This window comes from Klenkia terrae (genome assembly GCF_037083865.1).
GTDB classification, from domain to species: Bacteria; Actinomycetota; Actinomycetes; order Mycobacteriales; family Geodermatophilaceae; genus Klenkia; species Klenkia terrae.
In genome coordinates, this window is record NZ_JBAPLV010000024.1 from 40,690 (window position 1) to 67,385 (window position 26,696).

Consider the following 26,696-nt stretch of genomic DNA (forward strand, 5'->3'; position numbering starts at 1 on the left):
GTAGGCTCGGTCAGGTGATCGACCCGACCCCCTCCGACCTGCCCCGGCTCACCGACCCCGTCGTCGTGGTGGCCTTCGAGGGCTGGAACGACGCCGGGGACGCCGCGACCGGCGCGCTGGAGCACCTGGAGCTGATCTGGGACGCCGAGCCGCTGGCCGCGCTGGACCCCGAGGACTACTACGACTTCCAGGTCAACCGCCCGCAGGTCTCGCTCAAGGACGGCGTCAGCCGCAAGGTCGAGTGGCCGACCACCCGGATCTCGGTGGCCCGCAAGCCCGCCGGCGGCGACCGCGACGTCGTCCTGGTGCGCGGGATCGAGCCCAACATGCGCTGGCGCGGGTTCTGCGCCGAGCTGATCGCCATCCTGCAGGAGCTCGAGGTGTCCACCGTGGTGGCGCTGGGCGCGCTGCTGGCCGACACCCCGCACACCCGGCCCACCCCGGTCTCCGGCTCGGCCTACGACAGCGAGTCGGCGCAGAAGTGGGGCCTGGAGACCTCGACGTACGAGGGCCCCACCGGCATCCTCGGCGTCTTCCAGGACGCCTGCGTCCAGGCCGGGCTGCCCGCGGTGAGCTTCTGGGCCGCCGTCCCGCACTACGTGTCGCAGCCGCCCTCCCCCCGCGCCACGGTCGCGCTGCTGCACCGGGTGGAGGAGGTCCTCGAGCTGGCCGTGCCGCTGGGCGGGCTGCCCGAGCAGGCCGAGCAGTGGGTGCGGACCGTCGACGAGATGGCCGCCGACGACGACGAGGTCGTGGAGTACGTGCGCTCCCTGGAGGAGCGGGCCACCGAGAGCGACCTGTCCCAGGCCGACGGCGACCAGATCGCGAGAGAGTTCGAGCGCTACCTGAAGCGCCGCGAGAAGTAGCCCTCAGCCGGCCACCTCACGGGGAGCCGAGCAGCGGGGTCATCCTCGCCGTGGCGTCGGCGTCGAAGAGGCGGTCGTGGGTGGTCAGCGCATAGCGGTCGGTCATGCCGGTGACGTGGTCGACGACCTGGGTCATCGTGTCGGCGGCCGGGTCGCGGTAGCTGGCCGGGATCTGGTCGGGGTGGGCCAGGTAGTGCTCGACCAGCCGGCGGATGACGCCGACCGCCACGTGCTTCTGGCCAGCGGCCACCTCGGAGCCGTAGACCCGCTCGAACATGAACGCCCGCAGCTCGTGCATGGCCTCCAGCGCGTCGGGCTCCATGACCACGGCGCCGCCGTCGGCGAGGCTGCCGGTCACCACCGCGTCGATCATCGCGCCGACCATCTGGCTGCCGGGCTCGCCGAACACCGCCCGGGCGCGGGCCGGCAGGTCACCGGGAGCCAGCACGCCGGCCCGGACGGCGTCCAGCGCGTCGTGGGACAGATAGCCGATCCGGTCGGCGTACCGCACGCACTCGGCCTCGCGGGTGGTCGGCGGCGGGTCGATCTTCCAGCTGTGCGCCCGCACCCCGTCGCGGACCTCCCAGGTCAGGTTGAGGTCCTCGAGCACCTCGACGATCCGCACCCCCTGCGCCGCGTGGTGCCAGCCGCCGGGGACGTAGGGCTCCAGCGCGTCCTCGCCGATGTGGCCGAACGGCGAGTGACCGACGTCGTGGCCCAGCGCGATCGCCTCGGCCAGCGTCTCGTTGAGACCCAGCGCAGCAGCCAGCGACCGCGCCACCTGGGTGACCTGAAGCGTGTGGGTCAGCCGGGTGACGAAGTGGTCGCCGTCGGGGTGCAGGAACACCTGTGTCTTGTGCTTGAGCCGGCGGAACGCCTTGGCGTGCAGGATCCGGTCCCGGTCGCGCTCGTAGGCCGTGCGCAGCGGGTCCTCCGGCTCGGGCCGGACCCGTCCCCGGGACGACGTCGACCGGGCGGCCGCGGGCGCCAGCAGCTGCTCGGCCTGCTCGCGGGCGACCCGGTCGGTGAGCCGGAACGGGGTGCTCACGGGAGCTACAGCGCCACGCCGAGCAGTGCGTCGACGGCGTCGCGGACGACGTCCGGTGCGCCCTCGTCCTGCTCGGCGACGTCGCCGCCGCCGAGGGTGGCCGCGGCCCAGGCGTCGACGGCGGCGATGGCAGCCGGGGAGTCCAGGTCGTCGGACAGCCGCTCGCGGACGGCGGTGAGCACCTCCGCGGCGCACGCCCCCGACCGGCGGGTCACGGCCTCGCGCCAGGTGGCCAGCCGGCGCTCGGCGTCGGAGAGCAAGTCGGGGGTCCAGGCGCGGTCGGTGCGGTAGTGCCCGGACAGCAGCGCCAGCCGGATGGCCATGGGGTCGACGCCGTCGCCGCGCAGCCGGGAGACGAAGACCAGGTTGCCCCGGCTCTTGCTCATCTTCTCGCCGTCCAGGCCGATCATCGCCGCGTGCACGTAGGCCTGGGCGAAGGGCTTGCTGCCGGTGAGCGCCTCGGCGTGCACGGCGGAGAACTCGTGGTGCGGGAAGACCAGGTCGCTGCCGCCGGCCTGGACGTCGAAGCCCATGCCGATGGTGCCCAGCGCGATGGAGGCGCACTCCACGTGCCAGCCCGGTCGCCCGGCCACGCCCTGCGGCCCGGCCCAGGACGGCTCGCCCTCGCGGGCCCCGCGCCACAGCAGCGGGTCCAGCCGGTTGCGCTTGCCCGGACGATCGGGGTCTCCCCCGCGCTCGGCGGACAGCCGCAGCATGGTGGCCTCGTCGTAGCCGCTCTCGCCGCCGAAACCCGGCGCCTGGGCGACGTCGTGGTAGACGTCGCCGGTGCCGTCCTCGAGGGTGTAGGCCAGGCCCGCGGCCTGCAGCTCCTCGACGTGGGCGACGATCTGCGGGATCGCCTCGACGGCGCCGACGTAGTCCTCGGGCGGCAGCACGCGCAGCGCGGTCATGTCCTCGCGGAACAGCGCGGTCTCCCGCATGCCCAGCACGATCCAGTCCTCGCCGTCGCGGTTGGCCCGCTCGAAGAGCGGGTCGTCGACGTCGGTCACGTTCTGCACGTAGTGCACGGCGTGCCCGAGGTCGCGCCACACCCGGTTGACCAGGTCGAAGGCCAGGTAGGTGGCCGCGTGGCCCAGGTGCGTGGCGTCGTAGGGGGTGATCCCGCAGACGTACATCCGCGCGGTGGGACCCGGGCTGGTGGCCACGACCTCGCTGCGCGCGGTGTCGTGCAACCGCAGGGCGGGGCCGTTCCCGGGCAGGGAGGGCAGGAGGGGGGCGGGCCAGCTGAGCACGGAGGGAAGCCTACGGCGGCCCGCCGACGACCTCGCCTCCCCCGGTGGATCCCCTGGCTAGAACGGCGGCCAGGGCAGCGCGGGCCAGTCACCGCTGGGCTCGGGGTGCCGGCCGCTGCGCAGCAGGTCGGCGACCCGCTGCTGGGTGCGGCGGACCTCGGTGCGGGTCAGGTGCTCGTGCAGCTGCTCCCCCAGGTCACCGCGCAGCTGGTCCTGCAGCCGGTCCAGCACCTCGACCGCCTCGTCGGTGAGCGGCTGACCGGCCCACCGCCACAGCAGGGTGCGCAGCTTGGGGTCGGCGGAGAAGCAGATGCCGTGGTCCACGCCGTACACGTGGCCGCCGGCGACCGGGATCATGTGCCCGCCCTTGCGGTCGGCGTTGTTGACCACCGCGTCGAACACCGCCATCCGGCGCAGCTCGGGGATGTCCCGCCGCACGAAGGTGGTCATCTCCACCGTCGGGTCGATGTGCTGCCACAGCTGGACCATGCCGCTGCCGAAGGGCCCGTCGCGCAGCACCGTGGGGGGCACGACCCGCCAGCCGGTGGCCTCGGAGACCAGGTAGGCGCTGATCTCCCGGCCGGCCAGCGTGCCGTCGGGGAAGTCCCACAGCGGGCGCTCGCCGCGCACCGGCTTGTAGACGCACTCCCCGGCCAGGGTGTCGGTGCGGATGGCCCCGATCAGGGTGACGTTGGAGGCGTCGAGCAGCCGGCCCTCGAGGTCCAGCTCGCCGTCGAGCAGCAGCGTGCGCGACTCGGCGTCGTCGGCGGGCGAGCGCCGGTCGCCGTGGTCGAAGGCCAGGCCCTCGACCTCGCGGGTCTCGCCGTCCTCGTCGTCCTCGAACTCGTCGTCCTCGTCGGGCTCGTCCGCGAGGTCGTCGAGCTCGCCGCCCAGGAAGGCGTCCACGAGCTCGTCGCCCGTGCCGCCCTGGCGCTCGGTCAGCGCCGGTACCCGTTCTGCCGCGGGCAGACGTGGCCGGCCGGGTCCAGCGGCATCGAGCACAACGGGCAGGCCGGCCGCCCGGCCGAGACCACCCGGCGGGCGCGGGCCACGAAGCCGCGGGCCGCCGCCGGGGTGATGACCACCCGCAGCGCGTCGGGGCCCTCGTCGGCGTCGGAGAGGATCGCGTCCTCGTCGATCGGCTCCTCGCCGGCGGCCACGGCCTCCACGACGACGGCCTGGGCCTCGCCGTCCCAGGCCAGGCCCATGGCCGCGACGCGGAACTCCTCGTCGACGGGGGCGGTCAACGGGTCGAGGTCGTCGACGTCGGCGTCCGGGGGGACGACGGTGGTGGCCCGGGTGGCGACCTCGTCGAGCAGCTCGCTCATCCGCTCGGCGAGCACCTCGACCTGAGACTTCTCCAGGGCGACGCTGACCACCCGACCGGCCTGGTCGGCGGCCTGCAGGTAGAAGGTGCGGTCGCCGGGCTGCCCGACGGTGCCGGCGACGAAGCGGACGGGGCGTTCGAAGAGGAAGACCTGGCGTGGCACGGCGACGAGGTTACGCGCCGGCCGGGCCGGCGCCCCCGCCGACGACGGCGTCCGAGGAGGCCTTCCGCGAGCGGCGGGCCTTCTTCTTCGGCGGGATCAGCCCGCTGACGTCGCCGCCGGAGTCGTTGACCCGGAGCACGAACGGGCGGGTCTCGGTGTAGCTGACGACCGAGATCGAGGCGGGGTCGGCGACGATCCGCTGGAAGGAGTCCAGGTGCATGCCGTAGGCGTCGGCCAGGATCGCCTTGATCACGTCGCCGTGGGTGCAGGCCAGCCAGACGGCGTCCGGGCCCAGCTTCGCGTTCCACTCCCGGACGGCGGCGACGGCGCGGGCCTGGGTCTGCGCCAGCCCCTCGCCCTCGGGGCCGGGGAAGACCGCGGCGGAGGGGTGCTGCTGCACGACCTTCCACAGCGGCTCCTTGAGCAGGTCCTTGATCGGCTTGCCGGTCCAGTCGCCGTAGCGGCACTCCCCCAGCCGGTCGTCGGTCTGCAGCTCGAGCTCGCGGCCGGCCAGGACGGCGCCGGCGGTCTGCTGGCAGCGCTCCAGCGGGCTGGACACGATCGCGGCCAGCGGGACCGGGGCGAGCCGGGCGCCCACGGCGGCCACCTGCTCCTCGCCCTTCTCGTCCAGCCGGACCCCGGGGGTCCAGCCGGCGAGCAGGCCGGACGCGTTCGCCGTCGTCCGGCCGTGGCGGAGCAGGATCACCGTGGTCATGGTCCGAGGTTAGGGCGTCAGCACGCCCGCGCCGACCAGGGCGAGCAGGGCGAGGCCCAGCACGATCCGGTAGACCACGAACGGGGTGAAGGTGCCGCGCTCCAGGTAGCGCAGCAGCCAGGCGATCACGGCGAAGCCGACGCCGAAGGCGATCACCGTGGCCACGATCGTCGGGCCCCACTCGATGCCGGTGTCCAGCGACTCGTAGGCCTGGAACAGGCCCGAGCCGAGGACGGCGGGGATGGCCAGCAGGAACGAGTAGCGCGCCGCGGCCGCCCGGGAGTAGCCGAGGAACAGGCCCATCGTGATCGTGCCGCCCGACCGCGACACGCCGGGGATCAGCGCCGCCGCCTGGGCCAGCCCGTAGAGCACGCCGTGGCCGACGGTCAGGTCCGACAGCTGGCGCTGCTTGCTGCCGATCCGGTCGGCGAAGAAGAGCACCAGGGAGAACACGACCAGGGCGATGGCGATGATCCGCAGGTCGCGGAACGTCGTCTCGATCTTGTCCTGCAGCAGGAGCCCCAGGACGACGATCGGGATCGACCCGATGATGATCAGCCAGCCCATCCGGGCGTCGGGCTCCGAGCGCAGCGACTTGTCCCGCAGCGAGAGCACCCAGGTCCGGATGATGTTCCAGATGTCGTGCCGGAAGTAGATGAGGACGGCGATCTCGGTGCCGATCTGGGTGATCGCGGTGAACGCCGCACCCGGGTCGTCCCAGCCGAAGAGGGCGCCGACCACCCGGAGGTGCGCGCTGGAGGAGATGGGCAGGAACTCCGTGAGTCCCTGCACCAGCCCGAGGACGACTGCTTCTACCCAACCCACGGGGCGGCAGCCTACGGTCCGGGCCTGGCAGGTCCCGGTAGGTTGACCCCTCGTGGAACAGCGGGCGTTGGGGCGCAGCGGCCTGGTGGTCTCCCGGCTCGCGCTGGGCACGATGACCTGGGGCGGGGACACCGACGAGGACGAGGCTGCGATGCAGCTGACCGCCTTCGTCGACGCCGGCGGCACGCTGGTGGACACCGCGGACGTCTACGTCGACGGGGAGTCCGAGCGGACGCTGGGCCGGCTGCTGTCCGACGTCGTCCCGCGGGAGGACGTGCTGGTCGCGACCAAGGCCGGCGGCCGCACCCGCACCGGGGCCATGGGCCGCGGCGGCTCGCGCGGCCACCTCCTGGCCGCCCTGGACGCCTCGCTCGAGCGCCTCGGCCTGGACCACGTCGACCTCTGGCAGCTGCACGCCTGGGACGACCACACCCCCCTGGACGAGACCCTGGCTGCCCTGGACACCGCGGTGAGCAGCGGCCGCGCCCGCTACGTCGGCGTGAGCAACCTCACCGGCTGGCAGACCGCGCAGGCCGCCACCCACCAGCGCAGCTGGCCCGGGCGCGCCCCGATCGTCAGCAGCCAGATGGAGTACTCGCTGCTGCAGCGCGGCGTCGAGCGCGAGGTCGTGCCGGCCGTGGAGTCCCTGGGCATCGGGCTGCTGCCCTGGTCGCCGCTGGGCCGCGGCCTGCTGACCGGCAAGTACCGGCACACCACCCCCAGCGACAGCCGCGGTGCCTCCCCGCAGTGGTCCGGCTTCGTCGACGACCTGCGCTCCAAGGACGCCGACCGGGTCGTCGAGGCCGTCTGCACCGCCGCCCAGGGCCTGCACACCGTCCCGCTGGCCGTGGCGCTGGCCTGGCTGCGCGACCGGCCCGGCGTCGTCGCCCCGGTCGTCGGCGCGCGCACCGCCGCCCAGCTGCAGGTCAGCCTGGACGCCGAGGAGGTCAGCCTGCCCGCGGCGATCCGGTTCGCCCTGGACGAGGTCTCCGCCCCGCACACCTCGTACCCCGACCGCCGCCCCGGATGACCGACCCCGTCTTCGCCGCCTTCACCGCCGCCGGGCTCTGGCCCGGGCTCGGCAAGCGCGCGGCCGCCGAGCTGCCCGGCGCCGGCATCACCGCCCCCGACCACGTCAGCGCCGACAACCTGGTCAAGCTGCCGCGGGTGGGCCGGCAGCGCGCCGAGCGGCTGTTCTCCTCCTTCCTGTCGGCGGCCCCGGCCTACGAGGTCGTCGAGCTGCTGGTCGGTGCCGGCCTGGCCGCCAAGCTCGCCGCCGGGGTCAGCGAGGTGCTGGGCCCGGACGCCGGACGGCGCCTGCGGGACGACCCGTGGCGGTTGCTGCTGCTCAACCAGGTGTCCCTCGCCGACGCCGACCGGCTCGCGATCGCCGTCCTCAAGGGGGCCGACCGGCAGGACAGCCGGCGCGGCCGGGCCCTGGTCGCGCTCACCCTGCGCACCGCCACCCGCGACGGGCACACCGTGCTGCCGGTGGACCAGGTGCTCACCGCGCTGCGCGCCGAGGGCGTGGACGACGTCGCCGCCGCGGTGCTGGCCGCCGTGGAGAGCGGGGACGTGCTGGAGCACGAGCCCCCGTTCGACGAGGAGTCCGACGAGGAGCCGGACCCGTCGCTGCGGACGCTGAGCCTGGCCCGCTACGGCATGGCCGAGGACGCCGTGGCCGAGAACATCGCCCGGCTGGCGGCCACCGCCGAGCCGATCGCCCCGGCGTCCGCGGTGAAGGCGGTGGCGCAGGGGCTGGACCCGGCGCAGAAGGACGCGGTGACCCAGGTCCTCGCCGCCGGGGTCTCGCTGCTGACCGGTGGACCCGGTACCGGCAAGAGCCGCACCGTCGCCAGCGTCGTCAAGCTGCTGGAGTCGAAGGGCGTCGAGCTCGCGCTGGCCGCACCGACCGGCCGGGCGGCCAAGCGGCTGGAGGAGCTCACCGACCACCCGGCGACCACCGTGCACCGGCTGCTGGGCGCGCAGGGCATGACGGGCGGGTTCGCCCGCAACGAGGAGTGGCCGCTGGACGCCGACGTGGTCGTCGTCGACGAGGCCTCGATGCTGGACGTCGAGCTGACCGCCGCCCTGCTCGAGGCGTGCGGCGACGGCACGCACCTGCTGCTGGTCGGCGACCCGGCGCAGCTGCCCTCGATCGGTCCGGGCCACGTGCTGGGCGACCTGATCGACTCCGGCGTCGTGCCGGTGACCGAGCTGACGATCCTGCACCGGCAGGCCGCCGGTGGCGCCATCGCGAAACTGGCGACCGGCGTGCGCGGCGGCGAGCTGGTGCAGGTGGACTCCCCCGACCGCGAGGTGGTCATCGTGCCGGCGCAGGGCAGCGCCGAGGCCGCCCGCCGGGTGGTCCAGCTGGTCACCGACTCCATCCCGCGGGCGCTGTCGATCGACCCGTCCACCGTGCAGGTGGTGACGCCGGTGCACCGCGGACCGGCCGGCACGATCGAGCTGAACAAGGCGCTGAAGGCCCGGCTCAACCCCGGCGACGGCACCGTCTGGGGCTTCGACGTCGGCGACCGGGTGGTCGCCACCGCCAACCACCTGGACCTGGACCCGGTCGGCTTCGCCAACGGCGAGGTCGGCGTGGTCACCGGCACCGGCGACGGCACGCTGTCGGTCGACTTCAGCTCCGGGCCGTGCACCGTGCCCACCTCGGCGCTGGGCGACCTCAAGCACGGCTGGGCGATCACCGTGCACCGCGCGCAGGGCTCGGAGTGGCCCGGCGTGGTCGTCGTCCTGCCGCCGGAGGCCGGCGGGATGCTGTCCCGGCCGCTGGTCTACACCGCGCTGACCCGGGCTCAGCGCCACCTGTCGATCGTGCACGCGTCCGGTGCCGCGCTGGCGAGGGCGGTCCGCGAGGTCGACGTGAAGCCCCGGCGGACGAGGCTGGCCGCGCTCCTCCGCGACCACCTGGGCTGACCCGCCCGGCCGAGGCAAGGGATCCCTTCCGCACCTGCCGGGCGCCCTGCATTCGGCAGGGGCTCCCTTGCCTGGGCGGCCCGGGGTGGAAAAGCGGGTGCGCGCGGGCGACGGGGTGGGCAGACTGCCCCCGTGCGCTGACGACCTCGCCCCCGCCCTCTCCCCCGGCGTCCCCCCGCGAGGTCCTCCCGTGCCCATCACGCTGAACTCCCTGTCCTTCGCCTGGCCCGACGGCACGCCCGTGCTCGACGGCGTCACCGCCACGATCGGGCCCGGCCGCACCGGCCTGGTCGCGCCCAACGGCGGCGGCAAGACCACCCTGCTGCGGCTGGTCACCGGTGAGCTGTCGCCCACCGCCGGGTCGGTGACCGTCGACGGCGTGGTCGGGTACCTGCCGCAGGCGCTGCCGACCACCGCCGCGGGCACGGTCGCCGACGTCCTCGGGGTCGCCCCGGTGCTGGCGGCGATCCGCGCCGTGGAGTCCGGCGACGTCGACCCCGCCCGCCTCGACACCGTCGGCACCGACTGGGACGTCGAGGAGCGCGCCTCCGCCCAGCTCGACCGGCTGGGCCTGGGCGGCATCGGCCTGGACCGGGAGCTGGCCACCCTCAGCGGCGGCCAGGTGGTGGTGCTCGGGCTGGCCGGGCAGCTGCTCCGCCGTCCCGACGTCCTGCTGCTCGACGAGCCGACCAACAACCTCGACGCCCGCGAGCGGGCCCGGCTGCACGACGTCGTGGCCGGCGCCGGCGGCACGGTGCTGGTGGTCAGCCACGACCGCGACCTGCTCGACCGCATGGACCAGATCGCCGAGCTCGACCGGGGCCGGCTGCGGTTGGTCGCCGGTGGGTACACGGAGTGGACGTCGGTGGTGGCCACCGAGCAGGCCGCCGCCGAGCGCGACGTCCGGGGCGCCGAGCAGGCGCTGCGGCGGGAGAAGCGGGAGAAGCAGGAGGCCCGGGAGCGGGCCGAGCGCCGGGCCGGCTCCGCCGCCCGGAAGGCGCCGGACGCCGGGATCCCGAAGATCCTGCTCGGCGCCCGCAAGCGCCGGGCCGAGGAGTCCGCTGGTCGCGCCGACGGCACGCACGGCTCCCGGGTGGACGACGCCCGGGCCCGCCTGGACCGTGCGGAGGCCGCCCTGCGGACCGACGACGAGATCGCCCTGGAGCTGCCCGACACCCGGGTGCCGGCCGGGCGCACCGTGCTGGAGGCGCGCGGCGTCGGCGTCCGCGACCCGTTCCCGGCCGGGGTGGACCTGGTGCTGCGCGGGCCGGAACGGGTGGCCCTGACCGGCGCCAACGGCTCGGGCAAGACCACCCTGCTGCAGGTGCTGACCGGCGCGCTGGTCCCCGACCGGGGCACGGTCACCCGGGCCGAGGGAAGGGTCGCCCACCTGTCGCAGCGGCTGGACCTGCTCGACCCCGGGACGACGGTCGCCGACGCCCTGGCCGCCGCGGCACCGGACCGGCCGGCGTCGGAGCGGCTGACCCTGCTGGCCCGGTTCCTCTTCCGCGGGTCGCGGGCGCACCTGCCGGTCGGGGCGCTGTCCGGCGGCGAGCGGCTGCGCGCCGTGCTGGCCTGCGTGCTGTTCGCCGACCCGGCACCGCAGCTGCTGGTGCTCGACGAGCCGACCAACAACCTGGACCTGGCCAGCGTGCGGCACCTGGTGCAGGCGCTGGCGGCCTACCGGGGCGCCCTGCTGGTCGTCAGCCACGACGAGCGGTTCCTCGCCGACCTCGGGCTGGACCGCCGGCTGGTGCTGACCGGCGGCGCGCTCAGTCCTGCGCCCGGCAGCAGCGCCGGGCCGCGCACATGAGCCGGTGCACCGCGGGACCGAGATCGGCCTCGGAGGTCACCGGGACGTCGAAGGGGACCCGGACGTCGCGGTGGCCGCGGGCGGACTCGATGCGGAGCCGGAAGCCCGAGCGGTCCAGGCCCAGCGGCCGCACGACGTCGGTGTCGGTCACCCAGACGCCCGGGATGCGCGAGCGGAGCAGGGCCAGCTCCTCGGGGTGGTCGGCGTCCAGGTGCTGCAGGGCCGCGGTCTCCACGCCCACCAGCGGGTCGGGCTCGGCGTCGGCGTAGTCCTCCGGGGTGAGCTCGACGGTCGTGCCGCCCTCGCCCAGCACCACCTCGGCCAGGTCCAGGCGCAGCAGCACGGCGGTTGAGCCGACGTCGAGCAGGGCCCCCGCGGGCTGGACGTCGGCGAAGGCCAGGGCGACCTCGCGCTGATCCTCCGGGCGCACCGGTGTCAGCCACCCGGACAGCCACAGCTGGGCCCGGACCTGGTCCCGCAGCGGGACCGGCGCGTGGTCGGTGACCATCAGCAGCGCCGGCAGGTCGCCCTCGGGGGCGGTGCGGACGGCGGCGGCGAGCTCGCCGTCCTCGGCCACGACGAGGAACACCTGGCCGGCCCGGGTGGTGGCGTGGGCGAGCACGCGGGACCCGGACACGCCCGCGGCGCACACGGCGGCCGAGGGGCGGCAGGCCACGCTGCGGGCGCGCTCGGCGGCGGTGGGTCGGACGGCGGGCGGGGTGGTCGACGTCATCGCGGGGTCCTCGTCTTCGGTGTGAGTAAGGTGAGGCTAACCGAACAAGGAGGCCCCGTGAACACCCCCCGACCGAAGGTGCGCCTGTCCCGCGCACTGGGCATGCCGCTGACGCCCAAGTGCGTGAAGTACTTCGAGCGCCGCCCCTACCCGCCCGGCGAGCACGGCCGCAAGCGGAAGAACACCAGCGACTACAAGACCCGGTTGCTGGAGAAGCAGCGGCTGCGCGCGCAGTACGACGTGAGCGAGACCCAGCTGCGGCTGGCCTTCGACCGGGCCCGCAAGCAGGGCCGCAACACCGGCGCGAAGACCGGCGAGGCGCTGCTGCTGGACCTGGAGTCGCGGCTGGACGCCACGGTGCTGCGCGCCGGCTTCGCCCGGACCATCTACCAGGCCCGGCAGAACGTCACCCACCACCACGTGACGGTCAACGGCCGCCGGGTGGACCGGCCCAGCTACCGGGTCGAGCCCGGTGACGTGGTCGCCATCGCCGAGCGCAGCAAGCCCAAGCAGCCCTTCCAGGTGGCCGCGTCCGGCGCGCACGCCGAGGCGCCGAAGTACCTCGACGTCCGGCTGGCCGAGCTGACCTGCTTCGTCGCCCGCCGTCCGCAGCGCAGCGAGATCCCGGTGCAGTGCGAGGAGCAGCTGGTCGTGGAGCACTACTCCCGCTGACCCCGGCCGGCTCGGCACGGTTCCTGTGCATCCCAGCTGCGGAATGCGCATCGACCGTGCCGAGCGTCAGTCGGTGTTCCGGCGGATCGCCAGCCGAGGGCCGTTCCCCACCCCGACGAGCCCGGCGACCAGGAGGACGGTCCACGGCACGTCGTCCCACCGTCCCTGCACGGTCGCCCACACAGCGCCGGCGACCGCCACGACCAGGTAGGCGACCGCGCCCACCACCACGACCGTGGCCCACCGGCCGGACGGCGGGCGCGGAAGGCTCGCCCGGGCCAGGTCCACGACGGCCGCGCGCTCGCGCGGGTCGTCGACCCGCTTCCCCCACAGGACGGCGTCCTCGACCCGGGCGATCGCCGCGGGTCCTAGACCGTGGCGGCGCACGACCTCCCCGAGCACGTCGCGGTCGCGCCCCGGCCGCAGCCGGGACCAGAACCGCCGGCGGCTCCACCAGACAGCACCCAGCGGCAGCCCCACGAGGAGCACCACCACCACGACGATCGGCCAGGTCACAGCGGCATGATCACCTGCTCGCCGGTCCGCCGCACGGCGTCCACCCGACGGCCACGGGGCCGTCGCAGGAGAGCCGGATCGTGCCGGGCGTGCGCATCGTCCTCGTGGCCAACCTGCACCACCCCACCTCCGGCGGACTGCGGACGGCGGTGGACCGGCTCGCCCTGGGCTATGCGCACCGGGGGCACGCGGTGGCCGTCGTCGTCCCGGGGGCGCGGACCGACGGCGCCCCGGCCGACGTCGCGGCGGGCACCGTCACCCGGCTGACCCTGGCCGCACCGCGGGTGCCCGGCACCGGCGGCTACCGGGTGATGGACCCGTGGCGCGTGCGCCGACTGCTGGAGCAGCTGCACCCCGACCGGATCGAGGTCTCGGACCGGACGACGCTGCGGGGCCTGGGCCGGTGGGCCGCCGAGCGCGACGTCCCCGCGCTGGTCCTCGCCCACGAGCGGTTGGACCGGCTGCTCACCCAGTGGCTGCTCCCCCCGGGTGCCGCGCGCCGGGTGGCCGACGCGGCGAACCGCCGGACGGTGGCCGGGCACGACCTGGTGGTCTGCAGCACCGACTTCGCCGCCGAGGAGTTCGCCCGACTCGGCATGCCGGTGGCCCAGGTGCCGCTGGGCGTCGACCTGCGCACCTTCGCCCCGGACCGGTTCGACGTCCGGCTGCGCGCGGAGCTGCTGGACCGCTCCGACGTCCTGCTGGTCCACTGCGGCCGGCTGTCGGCGGAGAAGCACCCGCAGCGGTCGCTGGACACGCTGGCCGAGCTCCGGCGGCGCGGGGTCCGGGCCACGCTCGTGGTGGTGGGCGACGGTCCGCTCGCCGCGCGCCTGCAGACCGGGTCCGTCGGTCTGCCCGTGCGCTGGCTCGGCCATGTCGCCGACCGCGGGCGTCTCGCCGCCCTGCTGGCCAGCGCGGACGTCGCGCTGGCGCCCGGCCCGCACGAGACCTTCGGGCTGGCGGGCCTGGAGTCCCTCGCCTGCGGCACCCCGGTGGTGGCCTCGGCCAGCTCCGCCCTGCGCGAGCTGGTGGCCGGCGGTCGGCACGGGGCCGCGGTGGCCGACGACGCCGGGTCCTTCGCCGACGGCGTGCAGCAGGTGCTGGCCCTCCCGGTCGACGAGCGCCGGCGGGCGGCGCGGGCCCGGGCCGCCGACTTCCCGTGGTCGGCCGCCGTCGACCGCATGCTCGAGCTGCTCCCGGCCGCGTGACCCCCGGTCAGCGCCGGCACCCCGGAACCCGCAGGGTGGAGCGATGCACCGCACCGCCGCCCTCCTGCTCCCCCTCGCCCTCGTGCTCGGCGCCTGCTCGTCCGGGTCGGACGACGCCCCCGCCGCGGAGCCGGTGAAGGCCGCCGAGCCGGCCGACTCCCCCGAGCTCACCGCCGACCCGGCCGGGACGGTGGTCGACCTGGACCCCGATGCCGAGGGCATGGTGTTCGACCCGGTCACCGGGCTGCTCGCCGTCGCCGTCCGGGACCCGAACCGGCTGGTGCTCACCGACGCCCAGGGCGTGACCCAGGCCGAGATCCCGCTGCCCGGCCACGCCCGGCACCTGCAGCTGGCCGCACCGGGCGGTCCGGTGCTCGTGCCGGCCGAGGACTCCAACATGCTCGTCGAGGTCGCGCTACCCGGCGGCGAGGTCACCGAGACGATGGTCGGGGACTACCCGCACGACGCCGCCCGGGTGGCCAGCGGCCAGATCCTGGTGGGCGACGAGATGGGCGGCACCCTCTCGGTGGTCACCGACGGCGAGGTCACCCAGACCTTCGACTCCCAGACCCAACCCGGCGGTGTGGCCACCGTGGGCGACGTCGCCGGGGTCGTGGACGTCGGCGCCTTCAGCATCACCACCTACGACGTCGCGGCCGGCGAGCTGCAGACCGTGCTGGACGCGGGGGACGGGCCCACCCACATCGTCACGGACGGCCAGGGCCGGTTCCTGGTCGCCGACACCCGCGGCGACGCGATGCTGGTCTACGGCTCGGACCCACTCGAGCTCGACTCGACCTACCCCCTCGAGGGCACGCCGTACGGCCTCGCCTACGACAGCACCGACCAGGTCGTCTGGGTGACCCTGACGGCCACCAACGAGGTGGTCGGGCTGTCCACCGCCGGCGACGAGCTCACCGAGGTGGCCCGGTTCCCGACCGTCCGCCAGCCCAACACCGTCGCGGTCGACCCGACGACCGGGCGGGTCTTCGTCGGCAGCCGGGAGACCGGGCAGCTGCAGCTGATCGACGCGCGGGGCTGATCAGCGGGGCGCGTCGTCCTCGTCCAGCGGGACGGCGCGCCGCTGGTCCACGGCGTCCGCGGGGTCCGCGTCGGCCGGGACCGGGGTGCCCGGGCCCACCTCCTCGGTGATCGCCTGCTGCTGCTCGAGGCGGTCGGCGTCGTCCACGGGGTCGGTCATCGCGGTCCTCCAGCGGTCCGGGTCGGGTGGGTCCCGGGAGGGCTGCCCGGCCCGGCCGGCCGTGACACGTCCGACGTCCGGGTGACCGGGAGGCGAACGGCTGGCACCATCGGGGGCGTGTCGATCACCGGAGAGTGGGAGTACGCCCCGCTGCGCATCCCGTCCGGCACCGGCCGGTCCGCCGCGGCGCAGATGATGAGCCTGCAGTCCGACGTGGGCGGCTGGGAGCTCGCGAAGCTGCAGATGTTCGCCGACGGCACCCGCCGGGTGGTCATGCGCCGCCGCGCCCGCCTGAGCTACCTGCCGCGCCCCGCCGTGTAGCCCCGGCAAAGGAACCGCTGCACCCCCTCATCGGCCGACGAGGGGGTGCAGAGGTTCCTCTGCCCGACGGGGCCTACGGCGTGAGGACGACCTTGCCGACCGTGCCGCGGTCGCCGAGGGAGGCCAGCGCCGTCGGCGCCTGGTCCATCGGCAGGGTCTGGCCGATCAGCGGGTCGATCTTGCCCTCGGCGAACAGGTCGCACAGCGCCTGGTGCACGTCGGCGATCCGGCCCGGGTCCTTGCTGCGGTACAGCCCCCAGTGCAGGCCGAGCACCGAGTAGTTCTTCACCAGCAGGTGGTTGGCCTTCGCGGCCGGGATCCGGCCGGAGGTGAACCCGACGACGACGATCCGGCCCTCGAACGCGATGCACTTGGTCGACCCGTCGAAGACGTCGCCGCCCACCGGGTCGTAGACCACGTCGGCGCCGTGGCCGCCGGTGATCTCCTTGACCCGGGCGACGAAGTCCTCGCTCAGGTAGTCGATGACGTGGTCGGCGCCCAGCTCGGTGCAGACTGCGGTCTTCTTCGGCCCGCCGGCCGTGGCGATGACCTGTGCGCCGGCGGCCTTGCCCAGCTGGATGGCCGCCGTCCCGACGCCGCCGGCGCCGGCGTGCACGAGCAGCCACTCCCCCGGCTGCAGGGCGGCCCGGCGGTGCAGGCCGACGTAGCCGGTCTGGTAGGTGATGTAGAGCGCGGCGGCCTGCGCGTCGCCCATGCCGTCGGGCACCGGCCAGGCGGCGTCGGCGTCCATCAGCGCGTACTCGGCCAGCGCACCCGGCCCGCCGGACGGCGAACCGAGCACTCGGCTGCCGTCGGGCAGCTGGCCGCACAGCTCCAGGCCCGGGGTGAACGGCAGCGGGGGCTTCTCCTGGTAGGTGCCCTGCGCCATCAGTATGTCCGGGAAGTTCAGCGCCGCGGCCAGCACCTTGACCTTGACCTGGCCGGGGCCGGGCTCCGGCTCAGGCACCTCGTCGAGGGTCATCACGTCTGCGGGGTCGCCGAGGGAGTGGACACGCCATGCACGCATGACCGCGACCTTGCCAGACGCGGTCACAGCGGGCCCATCAGCTGGGTGGGGATCCGGGCGGACTCCCCCGCCGTGGTCTTCGCCGCGGGCACGCCCTTGAACCGGTAGGGCACCGCACCGACGCCGGGCTGGACGACGTAGGCCGCGCCGGGGTCGGCCGACGTCCAGGCCTGGGCCATGGCCGCGGCCACCTCGTCGGCGGTGAGCACCGGGAAGTCGGCGGCCGCGAAGTGCTCGCGCAGCGGGTCGATGATCGCGGTGTCGGCGAACCCGGGGCAGATCGCGGAGATGGTGATGCCCTCGGCGTGCAGCACCGGGGCGATCGACCGGACGAAGGCCACCGCGCCGGCCTTGGCCACCGAGTAGGCCTGGTCGGTCGGCATCGGGGACAGCCCGGCCAGCGACGCGGTGACCACGACCGAGCCGCCGCCGGCCCGGCGCAGCGCCGGCCGGGCGGCGTCGGTGCCGTAGACGACGCCGTGCAGGTCGATCGCGACGACCCGGAGGTACTCCTCGACGTCCAGGGCGTCGGTCGTGCCCGAGCCGGCGATGCCGGCGTTGAGGAACGCGGCGTCCAGCCGGCCGTGCTCGGCCTCGACCGCGGCGACGACGGCCTGGTTGGCCGCGTGGTCGGTCACGTCCAGGACGGCGAAGCCGACCCCCAGCTCCTCGGCCACGGCCCGGTTGCGCGGGGAGTCCAGGTCGGCCAGGACCACCCGGACGTCGGCGTCGCGCAGCCGGGCGGCCAGAGCGCGGCCGAAGCCACCGCTCCCGCCGGTGACCAGTGCGACGGATCCGGGCCGGGGGGTGTGCTCGCTCATGCCGGCATCGAAGCACGGGAGCGACCTGGGTCACCCGCAGGGGTGGGACCGGTGGAGCCGGCCGCCGGACCGGCCGATGGGTCCTCGTGACCACTCCCTCCCGCCCGGACGCCACCGGCCTGCTCCGCACCGCCGCGTTCGCGCTGCTGTTCGCCGGGGCCGCGGTGGTCGGCCGCCTCACGGTGGTCGAGGGCACCGGGGTCAACCTGGTCTGGCCGGCCGCCGGCGTCGGTGCGCTGTGGCTGCTGCTCCAGCGCGGCCGCGCCACCTTCGTCCTGGACTGCGCCCTCCTGGTCGCGGTGGTGCTGGCCACCGACCTGCTCACCGGGGAGGACCTGCTCGTCTCCGGCGGGCTGGCCGCGGTCAACCTGGGCCAGGCCGGCCTCGTCGTCCTGCTCTACCGCCGACTCGCCGGCTCCACGGGCGCCGCGGGTCCGCTGCTGCTGGACATGCGTGACCTGGGCGGCCTCCTGCTGGCCACCGGCATCGCGACGACGGCCGGCGCCGCGGTGGGCACCGTCGTCCTGGCCGTGGCCGACGGCAGCTGGTCGGTGCTCGGCCTGGTCGTCTGGCAGGCCCGCAACGGCGCCGCTGTCCTCGTCGTCGTCGCCCTCGGGCTGCGGGTCCGGCAGCTGCTGCTGACCCGGCGCGGCCCCGTCGTCGACGGGATGCTGCCTTTCCGCGCACCGGGCGGGTGGCGTGCGGTCGAGCTCGTGCTCGCCGTCGCCGCCTCCGTGCTCGGCAACGTGGCGGTCTTCCACTGGATGCCCGAGTACCCGATCGCGTTCCCGCTCTTCGCGCTCACCGCCTGGGTGGCGCTGCGGTTCGACACCGGGCTGACGGTGCTGCGCACCGCGGCGGTCAGCGTGGTGGCGGTGGTCTACACGCTGCAGGGCGAGGGCCCCTTCGCCGCGGTGGACGACGTCCTGGTCCGGGCCGGCATCGTGCAGGCCTACGTCGCCCTCGGGGCCGCGCTGGGCCTGGCCCTGGCGCTCAACCGGGACGAGCGGCTGGTCCTGGTGGTCCGCCTGCGGGACGCGGTCGACTACTCCGAGGAGCGGCACCGCCAGGTCGAGGTCATGGCCCGCGCGTCGCGGACCGTGCTGCTGGCCGAGGACCCGCGCGCCGCGATCTGCGCCGCCGTGCGGGAGGCCGTCGGCGCGGACGGCGCCTACCTGCTCGAGCCCGACGGCGAGGGCCACCTGGTGTCCACCGCCGTCGACGGCCTCGACCTGCCGCCGCTCCGCTTCAGCACCGACCCGTCCGCCTCGCTGACCGCCCGGGTCTTCGAGGAGGGCACCCCCTACTTCGCCAGCCACGTCGCCGACGAGGAGGGCGTCAGCAGCGACCTCGTCGAGCACCTCGGGGTGGCGTCGGCGGCATGGCAGCCCGCGGTCCTGGGCGAGGACAAGGTCGTGGCCCTCATCGGGATCCTGTGGCGGCAGCCGGTCGACGTCTTCTGCGCCACCACCCGCGGCGTGCTGCAGGTGCTGGGCAACGAGGCCGCGCGAGCCATCGAGCGCGGCAACCACCTCGCCGAGCTGGCCCGTGCCGCCGACCGCGACCAGCTCACCGGGCTGGCCAACCGCCGGCGCTGGGACGAGATGTCGACGATCGAGGTCGCCCGGGCCCAGCGCAGCCGCCTGCCGCTGACCCTGCTGCTGCTGGACCTGGACCACTTCAAGGCCTACAACGACACCTTCGGCCACGCCGCCGGCGACGTCCTCCTGCACGACTTCGCCGCCGCGGCCACCGAGTGCCTGCGCGACGGCGACCTGATCGCCCGCTGGGGCGGCGAGGAGTTCGTCGTCGCCCTGCCCGACTGCACCGACGAGGAGGCCCGCCCGGTGGCCGAGCGGATCATCGCGGCGGTGCCGTTCGGGCAGAGCGCCACGGTCGGCATCGCGCAGTGGTGCCGCGGGGAGACCGCGCAGGACACGCTGGCCCGCGCCGACGCGGCGCTCTACGCCGGCAAGGACGCCGGCCGGGCCCGCGCCGTGCTGGCGGCTCAGCCCGCGGTCGTCGTGGGCTGAGACCCCCCGGCCCGGACGGCGGCGACGAACGCCGCGGTGGTGGCCTCGTCGTCCACCACGGTGAACCGCAGCGTGTTGCCGTCCACCCAGGCCGACAGCTCGCGCCGGGCGCCGGTGATCCGCCGGACCTGCCGGACGTCGACCCCGGTGACCTTGGCCAGCGGGACGCTGGCCAGGGTGGGCTGGCCGAAGAGCTGGGCGTGGGCCAGCCACAGCCGCTTGCCGCCCACCGCCAGGGCTTGCGCTGAGCCCCGGGCGGGCACCCGGCCCTGGGTGACCCGCAGGACCGTCACGGGCACGAACCCATCGGTGGTCAGCTGGCCCACGAGGAAGGCGGCGAGCGGGTCCACTAGCTGGCCTTCAAGAACCTGTCCAGCACGCGGATGCCGAACTGCAGGCTCTCCACCGGGACGCGCTCGTCGATGCCGTGGAAGAGGCCGGCGAAGTCCAGGTCGGCGGGCAGCCGCAGCGGGGAGAACCCGAAGCAGCGCATGCCGAGGGTCTCGAAGCTCTTGGCGTCGGTGCCGCCGCTCACGGTGAACGGGACCGGGCGGGCGCCGTCGTCCTCGGCCTTGAGGGCGGCGACCATCTGCTCGACCAGCGGGCCGTCGAACGTCGTCTCCACGGCCTGGTCGTGGTGGATGTAGTCGCGGGTGACGCCCTCGCCGAGCAGCTCGTCGATCTGGGCCTCGAAGGCCTCCTCCTGGCCGTAGAGGAAGCGGCCGTCGATGGTGGCGCTGGCGGTGCCGGGGATGACGTTGGCCTTGTAGCCGGCGTCGAGCATCGTGGGGTTGACCGTGTTGCGCAGGGCGGCGCCGATCATGCGGCTGATGGAGCCCAGGCGGCTCAGTGCCTCGTCGGGCGAGTCCGGGTCGATCTCGATGCCGTAGGCGTCGGAGACCTCCTCGATGAACTGCTTCATCGGCGGGGTGAGCACGGTGGGCAGCCGGGTGGAGCCGATCCGGGCGACGGCGGCGGACAGCCGGGTGACGGCGTTGTCGTCGTGGACGAACGAGCCGTGCCCGGGGCGGCCGGCGGCGGTGAGCCTCATCCAGGCCAGGCCCTTCTCGGCGGTCTGGATCAGGTAGAGCCGCAGGTCGTCGCGGACGGTGAGGCTGAAGCCGCCGACCTCGCTGATCGCCTCGGAGACGTTCTCGAACAGGTCGGCGTGGTGGTCGACGAGGTAGTGGGCGCCGTACTTCCCGCCGGCCTCCTCGTCGGCGACGAAGGCCAGCACGATGTCGCGCGGGGGGACGACGCCGGTGCGGGCCCAGTCGCGGACCAGCGCGAGGGTCATGCAGTCCATGTCCTTCATGTCGACCGCGCCGCGGCCCCAGACGTAGCCGTCGCGCTGCTCGCCGGAGAACGGGTCGACGGTCCACTCGCTCGCGTCGGCGGGGACGACGTCGAGGTGGCCGTGCACCAGAAGCCCGGGGCGCTCGCGGTCCTGGCCCGGGATGCGGGCGACGAGGCTGGCGCGGCCCTTCTCGGACTCGTGGATGACCGAGTCGATGCCGACCTCGTCGAGCTTGCCGGCGACCCACTCGGCAGCCTGGCGCTCGCCCTTGCTCGTCGTGGTGTCGCCGGTGTTGGTGGAGTCGATCCGGATGAGCTCGCTCAGCAGGTCCGCGACCTCGGCCTGGGCGCGGGCGAGCGGTTCGGGTGCAGTCGTCTCGGCCATGCGCCCGATCGTGCCACCGCCCCCGCTCCCCCACCCGGCGGCGTCCGGTCACCCTGCAGGCATCCGGTCGGCGTGCACGGTGACCGGATCCCTGGGCGGTGACCGGCTGCGCGGCTCGCCGGTGCCGAGGGGGCGTGCGGACGGCGGTCCGGGCTCCCGTATGCTTCACCACGGCCGCGCCGCAGAGCGCTGGTCCACCTGTCCGGGTGGCGGAATGGCAGACGCGCTAGCTTGAGGTGCTAGTGCCCTTTATCGGGCGTGGGGGTTCAAGTCCCCCCTCGGACACAGCTTCACCCCGGTGTTCCTGCAGTTCAGGAGCCCGGGGTGTCTGCGTTTTCGGACCGCAGACCGGCGGTGATCCCAATTTGATCCCAATCACTCCGCGGGTCGTCCCTCAGACGCTTCGTCGAGCAAAGTCGCGAACCGAGTGGCTGCCTGCTTGCCCATCCCGGGGTGCACGTGTTGATAGACGGTCAAGGTGATAGTCGCGCTCGCGTGCCCCAACCGTTCGGAGACGACCTTCACCGGTTCACCGTCCGCCAGGAGAAGCGTGGCGTGTGTGTGCCTCAGGTCGTGCAGCCTGATCGTCGGGACCCTGTCGTCGCCCAGGGCGCGCTGCGCCCGCTTGAGGTGACCGAGGAAACGCCGAGAGAACCGCTCAGGGTGACGGTGGTTGCCTTCGAGGTCACCGAGCACGACAGCAGTGCCGCGGATCAGTTCCGGGGAGAGAGCGCCTCGTACCGCCCGATGTCTACGCAGGCGTTCCACGGTGCCGGCGTCGAGGTCGACGACCCGAGCTTGGCCAGTCTTGGTCGGACCTTCCACCAGCTCCTCGCCCTCCCCTTTGTGCTTCACCAAGCCCACGCTGCGCCGCACGGCGATGCGGGCGGCCTCTAGATCGACGTCACGCCAGCGCAGAGCCAGAGCCTCACCCCGCCGCATGCCGGTGAAAGCGAGCAGGTGCCATGCGACGGCCATGTCCGAGTCGTACTTCTCCGCCCAGCCGAGGAACCGTGCGAGCTCTGCAGCCGTCCATGCCTGCATCTCGGGGGGCCGTGCCTGCGACGCCGTCGGGGGTGTTGAGCGGTCGGTCGGGTTGACGGCGAGGTGTCCATGCTTCACCGCATCCGCCAATGCGGATCTCAGGATGGTGAAGACGTATCGCACCGTCCGCGCTGACAACCCGCCGGCTCCGTCTGCTCGCCCAGACCTCTCAAGCTTGCGCATCCACCCATCGATCGCAAGGCCCGTCAGACGGTCAAGCGGGGTCTTGCCGATGTGGCGATCGATGTGCAGGCGAACATTTTTCTGGTAGCTGGACAGGGTGGAAGGGGCCAGCCGTTGTCCGTCCAGCCACTCAGCCAGGTAGGCACTGAGCGACTGCTTCGAAACATCGACCCACTGGCCGGTCTCGAGGTTCCGGAGTTCGGCCCGCAGCGCTGAGGCGGCCTCACGCCGGTTGACGAATCCACGCTTCAGGACCGCAGAGCGCGTCCCATCGGGCCGCAGGGCCATGTACTTGATGTAGTACCGAGGACCAGCTTTGGTGCGGTACTCGCTGATACCTCCCTCCCCGTATTGACGCTTCTTGCTCATCCCCAACGTCACTCCGATCTCCCCCGTTGCGGCAAGGCCCGCGCCAGAGACTTAGGCAATCAGCGACCTTGAGCCCTTGGCGGGCATCGGGATCAGCCTGTGGACGGGCCATGGCCATCGCCGCTTATCCACAGGGGGCAGGTGCTGAGAGCAAGCCGCGTCTGACGGGCGACATCAGCCATCCGTCCGACCGGTTTCTTCGGCTGGCGCCGTCGCAAGGGTGATACCGCGAACTGACATGAGTCGCGTGCGCTGGCACCTGGTGGGAGTGCTGATCGCGATTGTCATCGGGCTAAGGCATGGTGACCGTCGCCCAATCCACCCGGTCGGACGAGGAAAGGATGACTCGTGGACCTCAACGAGTTGCGGAGCAGCACCAGTGCAGTGGTGACGATCGCCGACGCCGCCCGTGTGCTCGGGGTCGATGTCCGAACTGTCTCCCGCGCTATGCAGAACGGGGACCTGCCCGCTCTGCGCGTAGGCCGACGGTTCCTCCTGCCCCGGCTGCCACTCTTGGCCAGGCTTGGCGTCGAGGCTGCAGACACGGCTTCCGGCGCCCCCGCCGCCGACCCGCGATAGGTCACTGCAGCCACCGATGGTGCTTGGTGCTCGGGCCGGTTCTGGGTAGCTGCGAACGGCCGCGAAGATCTGGCCGCGGGCGCCGACCGGGGCTCGGGTGCGGTCCAGACCTCGGTGACGGGTGGGCTGCCGGCGACGTTGAAGCGGGACGACACCGCCCGGACCTTGTCAACACCCGTACCTGCGTAAATACCGGCAGTCGCCACGGGAGGCGCCTACCGGTACACGTCGATTACACGGTCCCGAGCGCCACCAGCGCGAACTAAGCACGCAGCAGGTCGGGGAGGTCACCAGCGGCGACCGGGAGGCAAGCGACCGGCATAAGGAGGCCCGGGTCTCCGAGGTCGTCGCCGAGATCGTCGGCGGCTGACTGGTTGACACGGGCCAGGTGGGATCAGCCGATCTCGCCTGGCCTGTCGTCGGCGGTCGGCGGGAGGAACACCAGCCGGGCGAGCGGGGTGACGATCTCCGACTGGTCGGAGAAGCGGACCCGGAAGCCGTACCTGACCTCGCCGTCTGCGGGGAGCAACGTCCGGGTCAGGGTCTGGAGTTCATCGAACCCGACCAGGTAGGTCGCTGAGTTGTGCGCCAGGGTCGCGGGCAGGGAAGGGCCGGTCGATGCGACCGACTGCGACGTCATGACCGACTCTCGACCGGCTGCGTCGCTGCGTAGGACGACGTCAATGTGGTTCACGTCAACCGGCCGTTCGCCCACGTTATGCAGTACGACAGCCAGGCCGCCCCAGTAGACGGGCGCCCCGGCAGGAGTCCACTGGTGGTACTTAATCGGTGAGATCTCACCGTCGCCGATCTTAGGGCTGACGTTCTTCTCGATCGGGTCCCAGTGCCCCACGGTCGCCACCACGTGGGAGGGGCGCCCGGCGATCTCGCCTTCCCGCCTCTGATCCTCACGCGCCGCATAGGTGTTCTGCCGGTGGATGCCGTACCCGGCCACCACCAGCGCCAGGATGGCCACGATCAGCGCCCAGGCGTCTGTCCCCATGCCGGGACGGTAGGGCCGTCAGGACCGAGCTGGTGAAACTTTCAGCCCCATTCGTCCACCAGCTCGGCCTCCACGGCTTGCCCACGGTCTCCACGGCCGAGGCCTGGCCGACCACCCCCCGGGTGCTCGGCCCTCGCGGCGCCGACTGCGCGCAGTCGCTCCCGCACGATGTCGGCCCCCGATCGGACCGTTGCACCATCCTCGCCCATGTGGAACGCCACCGTGGCTCCCTTGCGTGCCAGGCGCTCCAGTACGACCTGGGCGGCCCCCGCAGCGCGCAGCGCCACCGCCTCGTCCTTGCTCGCCAGCGCCCGCTCCAAGGCCTCCATGGCCGGGTCCACCAGCCCTGCCACTCCGAGCCGCGCCGCCAGGACCCGGTCGGCGTAGGACTGCTGCACAGCTGGGCGGCTCGCTCCGTGCATCGGACACCGGTCCCCACCGCGCACCGCCCACCGGCCTCACTGCCCGGTGCCGTCGGTCCGGTCGGCACCGTATCGCTGGGCCGGTGGCTGCCGACGACCGTGCCGGCCAGCCGGTCGAGGTTGCGGGACAGCCCGGCGAAACGGGCCAGCAGACGCTCGGCGCCGACGACCACCAATGGGGCAGGGTGGAGGGCCAGGTGGGCCCCGAGCGCGCTGTCCACGGAGCGCAACCACGCCGTCCGGGCAGCATCGCCGCCGTCGCCGTTGCGCTCGACCCGGCCGCCGCGCCCGTGCCGGCCGGCTCGCCCGTGCGAGGACGGGCGGGGCTCCCTGTCCATCGGGAACCGGGACACCGCCGGCAGGAGGCTGTCACCGAGGCCGTCGAACAGGCGGGCCTGCCGGTCGGTCAGCACCAGCACGACGTGGCGCGGGGTGCGGTGCAGGGACCGGACCAGGTCGCGTGTGGCGAAGGTGGGGTCGACGACCGCCCGGTCGACGACCTCGACCGACAGCGACCAAGATGACGAGGCCCGGTCGCTGACGAACAACGCCACCGCCAGCCGGGTGGCCCGCCCGACGGCATCGGTGACCAGCTCGTCCAACCGCTCGACCAGCGGCTCGGCCGCCACGGACCCGAGCTCGGCGGTCACCCGGCTGCGTGCAGCTGCGGCCAGCGCACGCAGCCGGGCGGCGTCCTCGCCGGTCATCCGCGGCCCGGGGACGGTCGTGCACAGCACGGACACGGCCGGTTGCGCACGGAGCGCCTGCAGCGCCACCACCTCCGGCGGGGTGGGGAGCGGCAGAGGGGTGGTGTGCGACGGGATCGGCGCCGGGGCGAGCGTGCTGGTCATGACAGGCCTCCTCGAGGTCGGTGGGATCAGTTCCGGTGGGCAGGATCGGTCTGGGGACGGTCGGCACGGGTCACCCACAGGCTCGCGGCGATGCTGACCACCAGCGTGGTGACGATGACCCCGAGGGTGAGGGGGATGGGGAGCTTGCCCACGGGGGTCTCGGAGAGGATGAGCTTGATCCCGGCGAAGACGAGCAGCAGCGCGAGGCCGTAGTGCAGCAGGACGAAGCGGCTGAGGAGCCCGGCCAGGCAGAAGTACAGCGCGCGGAGTCCCAGGACGGCGAAGGCGTTGGCGGTCCACACCAGGAACGTGTTGGTGGTGATGGCCAGGACGGCGGCCACGGAGTCCACGGCGAACACCAGGTCGGTGGCCTCCACGGCGACCAGCACGACGAACAGCAGCGTGGCCGTCCGCCGACCGTCGATGCGGACGAAGAAGCGGCTGCCGTGGAACTCCGTCGTCGTCGGGACGACGCGCCGGACCAGGCGGACGAGGAGGTCGCGGTCGGGGTCGAGCTGCTGCCCGTGGCGGAAGGCCGTCGCCCAGCCGGTGTACAGCAGCAGTCCCCCGAGCAGGAACGCCGTCCACGACAGGGTCTCCAGCAGGCTGGCACCGGCGAAGATGAAGACCAGCCGGAAGGCGAGCGCCCCGATGACGCCCCAGAACAGCACCTTGTGCTGGTATGCCGCCGGGACGTGGAAGGCGGCGAAGACCATCGCGAAGATGAACACGTTGTCGATCGACAGCGCCTTCTCGATCAGGTAGCCCGAGTAGTAGGCCCCGGCGACGTCCCCGCCCTGCCAGATCCACATCAGGACGCCGAAGCCCAGACCGACCGCGATCCACACCGCACTCCACGTCGCGGCCTCGCGGAAGCCGATCTCGTGGTCGTCCCGGTGCAGGAACAGGTCGATGGCCAGCATGGCGGCGATGCCGACCGTCAGGGCGACCCAGGCCCAGGCGGGCACGGCGAAGTCGAGCACGTCCACGGGGCAGACCTCCGACCATGTCGAAGGTCTCCCCCGCCCGGCTCAGCGCCGGACCGGTCGCGCCGGACTCGCTGTCGAGTCGTGGTGACGACG

At 73.8% G+C, this 26,696-nt stretch carries 27 protein-coding genes, 1 tRNA gene and 1 pseudogene; 11 read left to right on the forward strand and 18 right to left on the reverse strand.

Translation table 11 applies throughout. From position 1 onward, the window contains the following. Positions 1 to 14: 14 nt before the first annotated feature. Positions 15 to 866, forward strand: a complete 852-nt coding sequence (locus UXQ13_RS18665) for a PAC2 family protein (protein ID WP_225235736.1) — start codon at positions 15 to 17, stop codon at positions 864 to 866. A gap of 16 nt (positions 867 to 882) precedes the next feature. On the opposite strand, the gene UXQ13_RS18670 is transcribed toward UXQ13_RS18665, so the two are convergent. The 6 genes from UXQ13_RS18670 to UXQ13_RS18695 are packed head-to-tail and all read right to left on the reverse strand — an operon-like array spanning position 883 to position 6,197. After that, positions 883 to 1,914 carry an HD domain-containing protein gene (locus UXQ13_RS18670; RefSeq protein WP_225235735.1) on the reverse strand — a complete coding sequence of 344 codons (1,032 nt, stop codon included), beginning with the start codon at positions 1,912 to 1,914 and terminating at the stop codon, positions 883 to 885. 5 nt (positions 1,915 to 1,919) lie between these two features. Then, the gene (mshC, locus tag UXQ13_RS18675) at positions 1,920 to 3,167 is read right to left on the reverse strand and encodes a cysteine--1-D-myo-inosityl 2-amino-2-deoxy-alpha-D-glucopyranoside ligase (RefSeq protein WP_336392719.1); all 1,248 of its coding nucleotides are present in this window, start codon (positions 3,165 to 3,167) and stop codon (positions 1,920 to 1,922) included. Between the two features lie 57 nt (positions 3,168 to 3,224). Next, positions 3,225 to 4,073, reverse strand: coding sequence for an SCO1664 family protein (locus tag UXQ13_RS18680; RefSeq protein WP_336392720.1), 849 nt, complete (start codon positions 4,071 to 4,073; stop codon positions 3,225 to 3,227). 32 nt (positions 4,074 to 4,105) lie between these two features. Further along, positions 4,106 to 4,657: a DUF3090 family protein gene (locus tag UXQ13_RS18685; RefSeq protein ID WP_336392721.1), complete on the reverse strand. Its 552-nt coding sequence runs from the start codon at positions 4,655 to 4,657 to the stop codon at positions 4,106 to 4,108. Positions 4,658 to 4,667: 10 nt separating this feature from the next. Then, on the reverse strand, positions 4,668 to 5,372 hold the full coding sequence (locus UXQ13_RS18690; protein WP_225235731.1) for a histidine phosphatase family protein: 705 nt from the start codon (positions 5,370 to 5,372) through the stop codon (positions 4,668 to 4,670). 9 nt (positions 5,373 to 5,381) lie between these two features. Beyond that, positions 5,382 to 6,197: an undecaprenyl-diphosphate phosphatase gene (locus tag UXQ13_RS18695; protein ID WP_225235730.1), complete on the reverse strand. Its 816-nt coding sequence runs from the start codon at positions 6,195 to 6,197 to the stop codon at positions 5,382 to 5,384. 52 nt (positions 6,198 to 6,249) lie between these two features. Here UXQ13_RS18695 and UXQ13_RS18700 point away from each other — a divergent pair, with 52 nt between their 5' ends. The 3 genes from UXQ13_RS18700 (at position 6,250) to UXQ13_RS18710 (ending at position 10,950) form a co-directional block, all read left to right on the forward strand. Beyond that, positions 6,250 to 7,227, forward strand: coding sequence for an aldo/keto reductase (locus UXQ13_RS18700; RefSeq protein WP_225235729.1), 978 nt, complete (start codon positions 6,250 to 6,252; stop codon positions 7,225 to 7,227). Continuing rightward, positions 7,224 to 9,137 (forward strand): AAA family ATPase, encoded by a 1,914-nt coding sequence (locus tag UXQ13_RS18705; RefSeq protein WP_225235728.1) that lies wholly within the window; start codon positions 7,224 to 7,226, stop codon positions 9,135 to 9,137. The genes UXQ13_RS18700 and UXQ13_RS18705 overlap by 4 nt, the downstream gene beginning before the upstream one ends. A 190-nt stretch (positions 9,138 to 9,327) precedes the next feature. Next, positions 9,328 to 10,950, forward strand: coding sequence for an ABC-F family ATP-binding cassette domain-containing protein (locus UXQ13_RS18710; protein ID WP_225235727.1), 1,623 nt, complete (start codon positions 9,328 to 9,330; stop codon positions 10,948 to 10,950). Here UXQ13_RS18710 and UXQ13_RS18715 read toward each other — a convergent pair. Then, positions 10,910 to 11,683, reverse strand: coding sequence for a DUF2470 domain-containing protein (locus UXQ13_RS18715; protein WP_225235726.1), 774 nt, complete (start codon positions 11,681 to 11,683; stop codon positions 10,910 to 10,912). The genes UXQ13_RS18710 and UXQ13_RS18715 overlap by 41 nt on opposite strands. 57 nt (positions 11,684 to 11,740) lie before the next feature. Between UXQ13_RS18715 and rpsD the strand changes: the two genes are divergently transcribed. Then, the gene (rpsD, locus tag UXQ13_RS18720; RefSeq protein WP_225235725.1) at positions 11,741 to 12,355 is read left to right on the forward strand and encodes a 30S ribosomal protein S4; all 615 of its coding nucleotides are present in this window, start codon (positions 11,741 to 11,743) and stop codon (positions 12,353 to 12,355) included. A 66-nt stretch (positions 12,356 to 12,421) separates the two neighbouring features. Here the strand turns inward: rpsD and UXQ13_RS18725 are convergent, their stop codons facing one another. Beyond that, complete coding sequence (locus UXQ13_RS18725) at positions 12,422 to 12,871, reverse strand: hypothetical protein (RefSeq protein WP_336392722.1); 450 nt, start codon at positions 12,869 to 12,871, stop codon at positions 12,422 to 12,424. A gap of 89 nt (positions 12,872 to 12,960) precedes the next feature. On the opposite strand from UXQ13_RS18725, the gene UXQ13_RS18730 reads away from it, so the two are divergent. Both UXQ13_RS18730 and UXQ13_RS18735 read left to right on the forward strand, forming a co-directional pair. Next, on the forward strand, positions 12,961 to 14,079 hold the full coding sequence (locus tag UXQ13_RS18730) for a glycosyltransferase (RefSeq protein WP_225235723.1): 1,119 nt from the start codon (positions 12,961 to 12,963) through the stop codon (positions 14,077 to 14,079). 43 nt (positions 14,080 to 14,122) lie between these two features. After that, positions 14,123 to 15,121, forward strand: a complete 999-nt coding sequence (locus UXQ13_RS18735) for an NHL repeat-containing protein (RefSeq protein WP_225235722.1) — start codon at positions 14,123 to 14,125, stop codon at positions 15,119 to 15,121. Here UXQ13_RS18735 and UXQ13_RS18740 read toward each other — a convergent pair whose 3' ends face one another. After that, positions 15,122 to 15,280, reverse strand: a complete 159-nt coding sequence (locus UXQ13_RS18740) for a hypothetical protein (protein ID WP_225235721.1) — start codon at positions 15,278 to 15,280, stop codon at positions 15,122 to 15,124. Positions 15,281 to 15,397: 117 nt separating this feature from the next. On the opposite strand from UXQ13_RS18740, the gene UXQ13_RS18745 reads away from it, so the two are divergent. Next, positions 15,398 to 15,601, forward strand: coding sequence for a DUF5703 family protein (locus UXQ13_RS18745; protein ID WP_225235720.1), 204 nt, complete (start codon positions 15,398 to 15,400; stop codon positions 15,599 to 15,601). A 73-nt stretch (positions 15,602 to 15,674) separates the two neighbouring features. Here UXQ13_RS18745 and UXQ13_RS18750 read toward each other — a convergent pair whose 3' ends face one another. After that, positions 15,675 to 16,628, reverse strand: coding sequence for an NADPH:quinone oxidoreductase family protein (locus UXQ13_RS18750; protein ID WP_225235719.1), 954 nt, complete (start codon positions 16,626 to 16,628; stop codon positions 15,675 to 15,677). Positions 16,629 to 16,651: 23 nt separating this feature from the next. Further along, on the reverse strand, positions 16,652 to 17,449 hold the full coding sequence (locus tag UXQ13_RS18755) for an SDR family oxidoreductase (RefSeq protein WP_225235718.1): 798 nt from the start codon (positions 17,447 to 17,449) through the stop codon (positions 16,652 to 16,654). Positions 17,450 to 17,535: 86 nt separating this feature from the next. On the opposite strand from UXQ13_RS18755, the gene UXQ13_RS18760 reads away from it, so the two are divergent. Continuing rightward, a complete protein-coding gene (locus UXQ13_RS18760; RefSeq protein WP_225235717.1) occupies positions 17,536 to 19,482 on the forward strand; it encodes a sensor domain-containing diguanylate cyclase in 1,947 nt (648 codons plus the stop codon). On the opposite strand, the gene UXQ13_RS18765 is transcribed toward UXQ13_RS18760, so the two are convergent. Both UXQ13_RS18765 and UXQ13_RS18770 read right to left on the reverse strand, forming a co-directional pair. Then, complete coding sequence (locus UXQ13_RS18765) at positions 19,458 to 19,832, reverse strand: hypothetical protein (protein WP_225235716.1); 375 nt, start codon at positions 19,830 to 19,832, stop codon at positions 19,458 to 19,460. The two genes, UXQ13_RS18760 and UXQ13_RS18765, sit on opposite strands and share 25 nt — an antisense overlap. After that, on the reverse strand, positions 19,832 to 21,163 hold the full coding sequence (locus UXQ13_RS18770; protein ID WP_225235715.1) for a M20/M25/M40 family metallo-hydrolase: 1,332 nt from the start codon (positions 21,161 to 21,163) through the stop codon (positions 19,832 to 19,834). The genes UXQ13_RS18765 and UXQ13_RS18770 overlap by 1 nt, the downstream gene beginning before the upstream one ends. A gap of 200 nt (positions 21,164 to 21,363) precedes the next feature. Here UXQ13_RS18770 and UXQ13_RS18775 point away from each other — a divergent pair. Further along, positions 21,364 to 21,448: transfer RNA gene (locus tag UXQ13_RS18775), tRNA-Leu, on the forward strand. A gap of 90 nt (positions 21,449 to 21,538) precedes the next feature. On the opposite strand, the gene UXQ13_RS18780 is transcribed toward UXQ13_RS18775, so the two are convergent. Next, the gene (locus UXQ13_RS18780) at positions 21,539 to 22,759 is read right to left on the reverse strand and encodes a tyrosine-type recombinase/integrase (protein WP_225235714.1); all 1,221 of its coding nucleotides are present in this window, start codon (positions 22,757 to 22,759) and stop codon (positions 21,539 to 21,541) included. A gap of 387 nt (positions 22,760 to 23,146) precedes the next feature. On the opposite strand from UXQ13_RS18780, the gene UXQ13_RS23705 reads away from it, so the two are divergent. Beyond that, positions 23,147 to 23,338 (forward strand): helix-turn-helix domain-containing protein, encoded by a 192-nt coding sequence (locus UXQ13_RS23705; RefSeq protein WP_225236105.1) that lies wholly within the window; start codon positions 23,147 to 23,149, stop codon positions 23,336 to 23,338. 394 nt (positions 23,339 to 23,732) lie between these two features. Here UXQ13_RS23705 and UXQ13_RS18785 read toward each other — a convergent pair whose 3' ends face one another. The 4 genes and pseudogenes from UXQ13_RS18785 to UXQ13_RS18800 form a co-directional block, all read right to left on the reverse strand. Beyond that, positions 23,733 to 24,341 carry a hypothetical protein gene (locus UXQ13_RS18785; protein ID WP_225235713.1) on the reverse strand — a complete coding sequence of 203 codons (609 nt, stop codon included), beginning with the start codon at positions 24,339 to 24,341 and terminating at the stop codon, positions 23,733 to 23,735. 41 nt (positions 24,342 to 24,382) lie between these two features. Beyond that, the gene (locus UXQ13_RS18790; protein ID WP_263639409.1) at positions 24,383 to 24,739 is read right to left on the reverse strand and encodes a hypothetical protein; all 357 of its coding nucleotides are present in this window, start codon (positions 24,737 to 24,739) and stop codon (positions 24,383 to 24,385) included. Positions 24,740 to 24,906: 167 nt separating this feature from the next. Continuing rightward, a pseudogene (locus UXQ13_RS23710) lies at positions 24,907 to 25,614 on the reverse strand (baeRF3 domain-containing protein); the annotation flags it as partial. A gap of 26 nt (positions 25,615 to 25,640) precedes the next feature. Next, positions 25,641 to 26,603 carry a TerC/Alx family metal homeostasis membrane protein gene (locus tag UXQ13_RS18800; RefSeq protein WP_225235712.1) on the reverse strand — a complete coding sequence of 321 codons (963 nt, stop codon included), beginning with the start codon at positions 26,601 to 26,603 and terminating at the stop codon, positions 25,641 to 25,643. Positions 26,604 to 26,696: the final 93 nt, after the last annotated feature.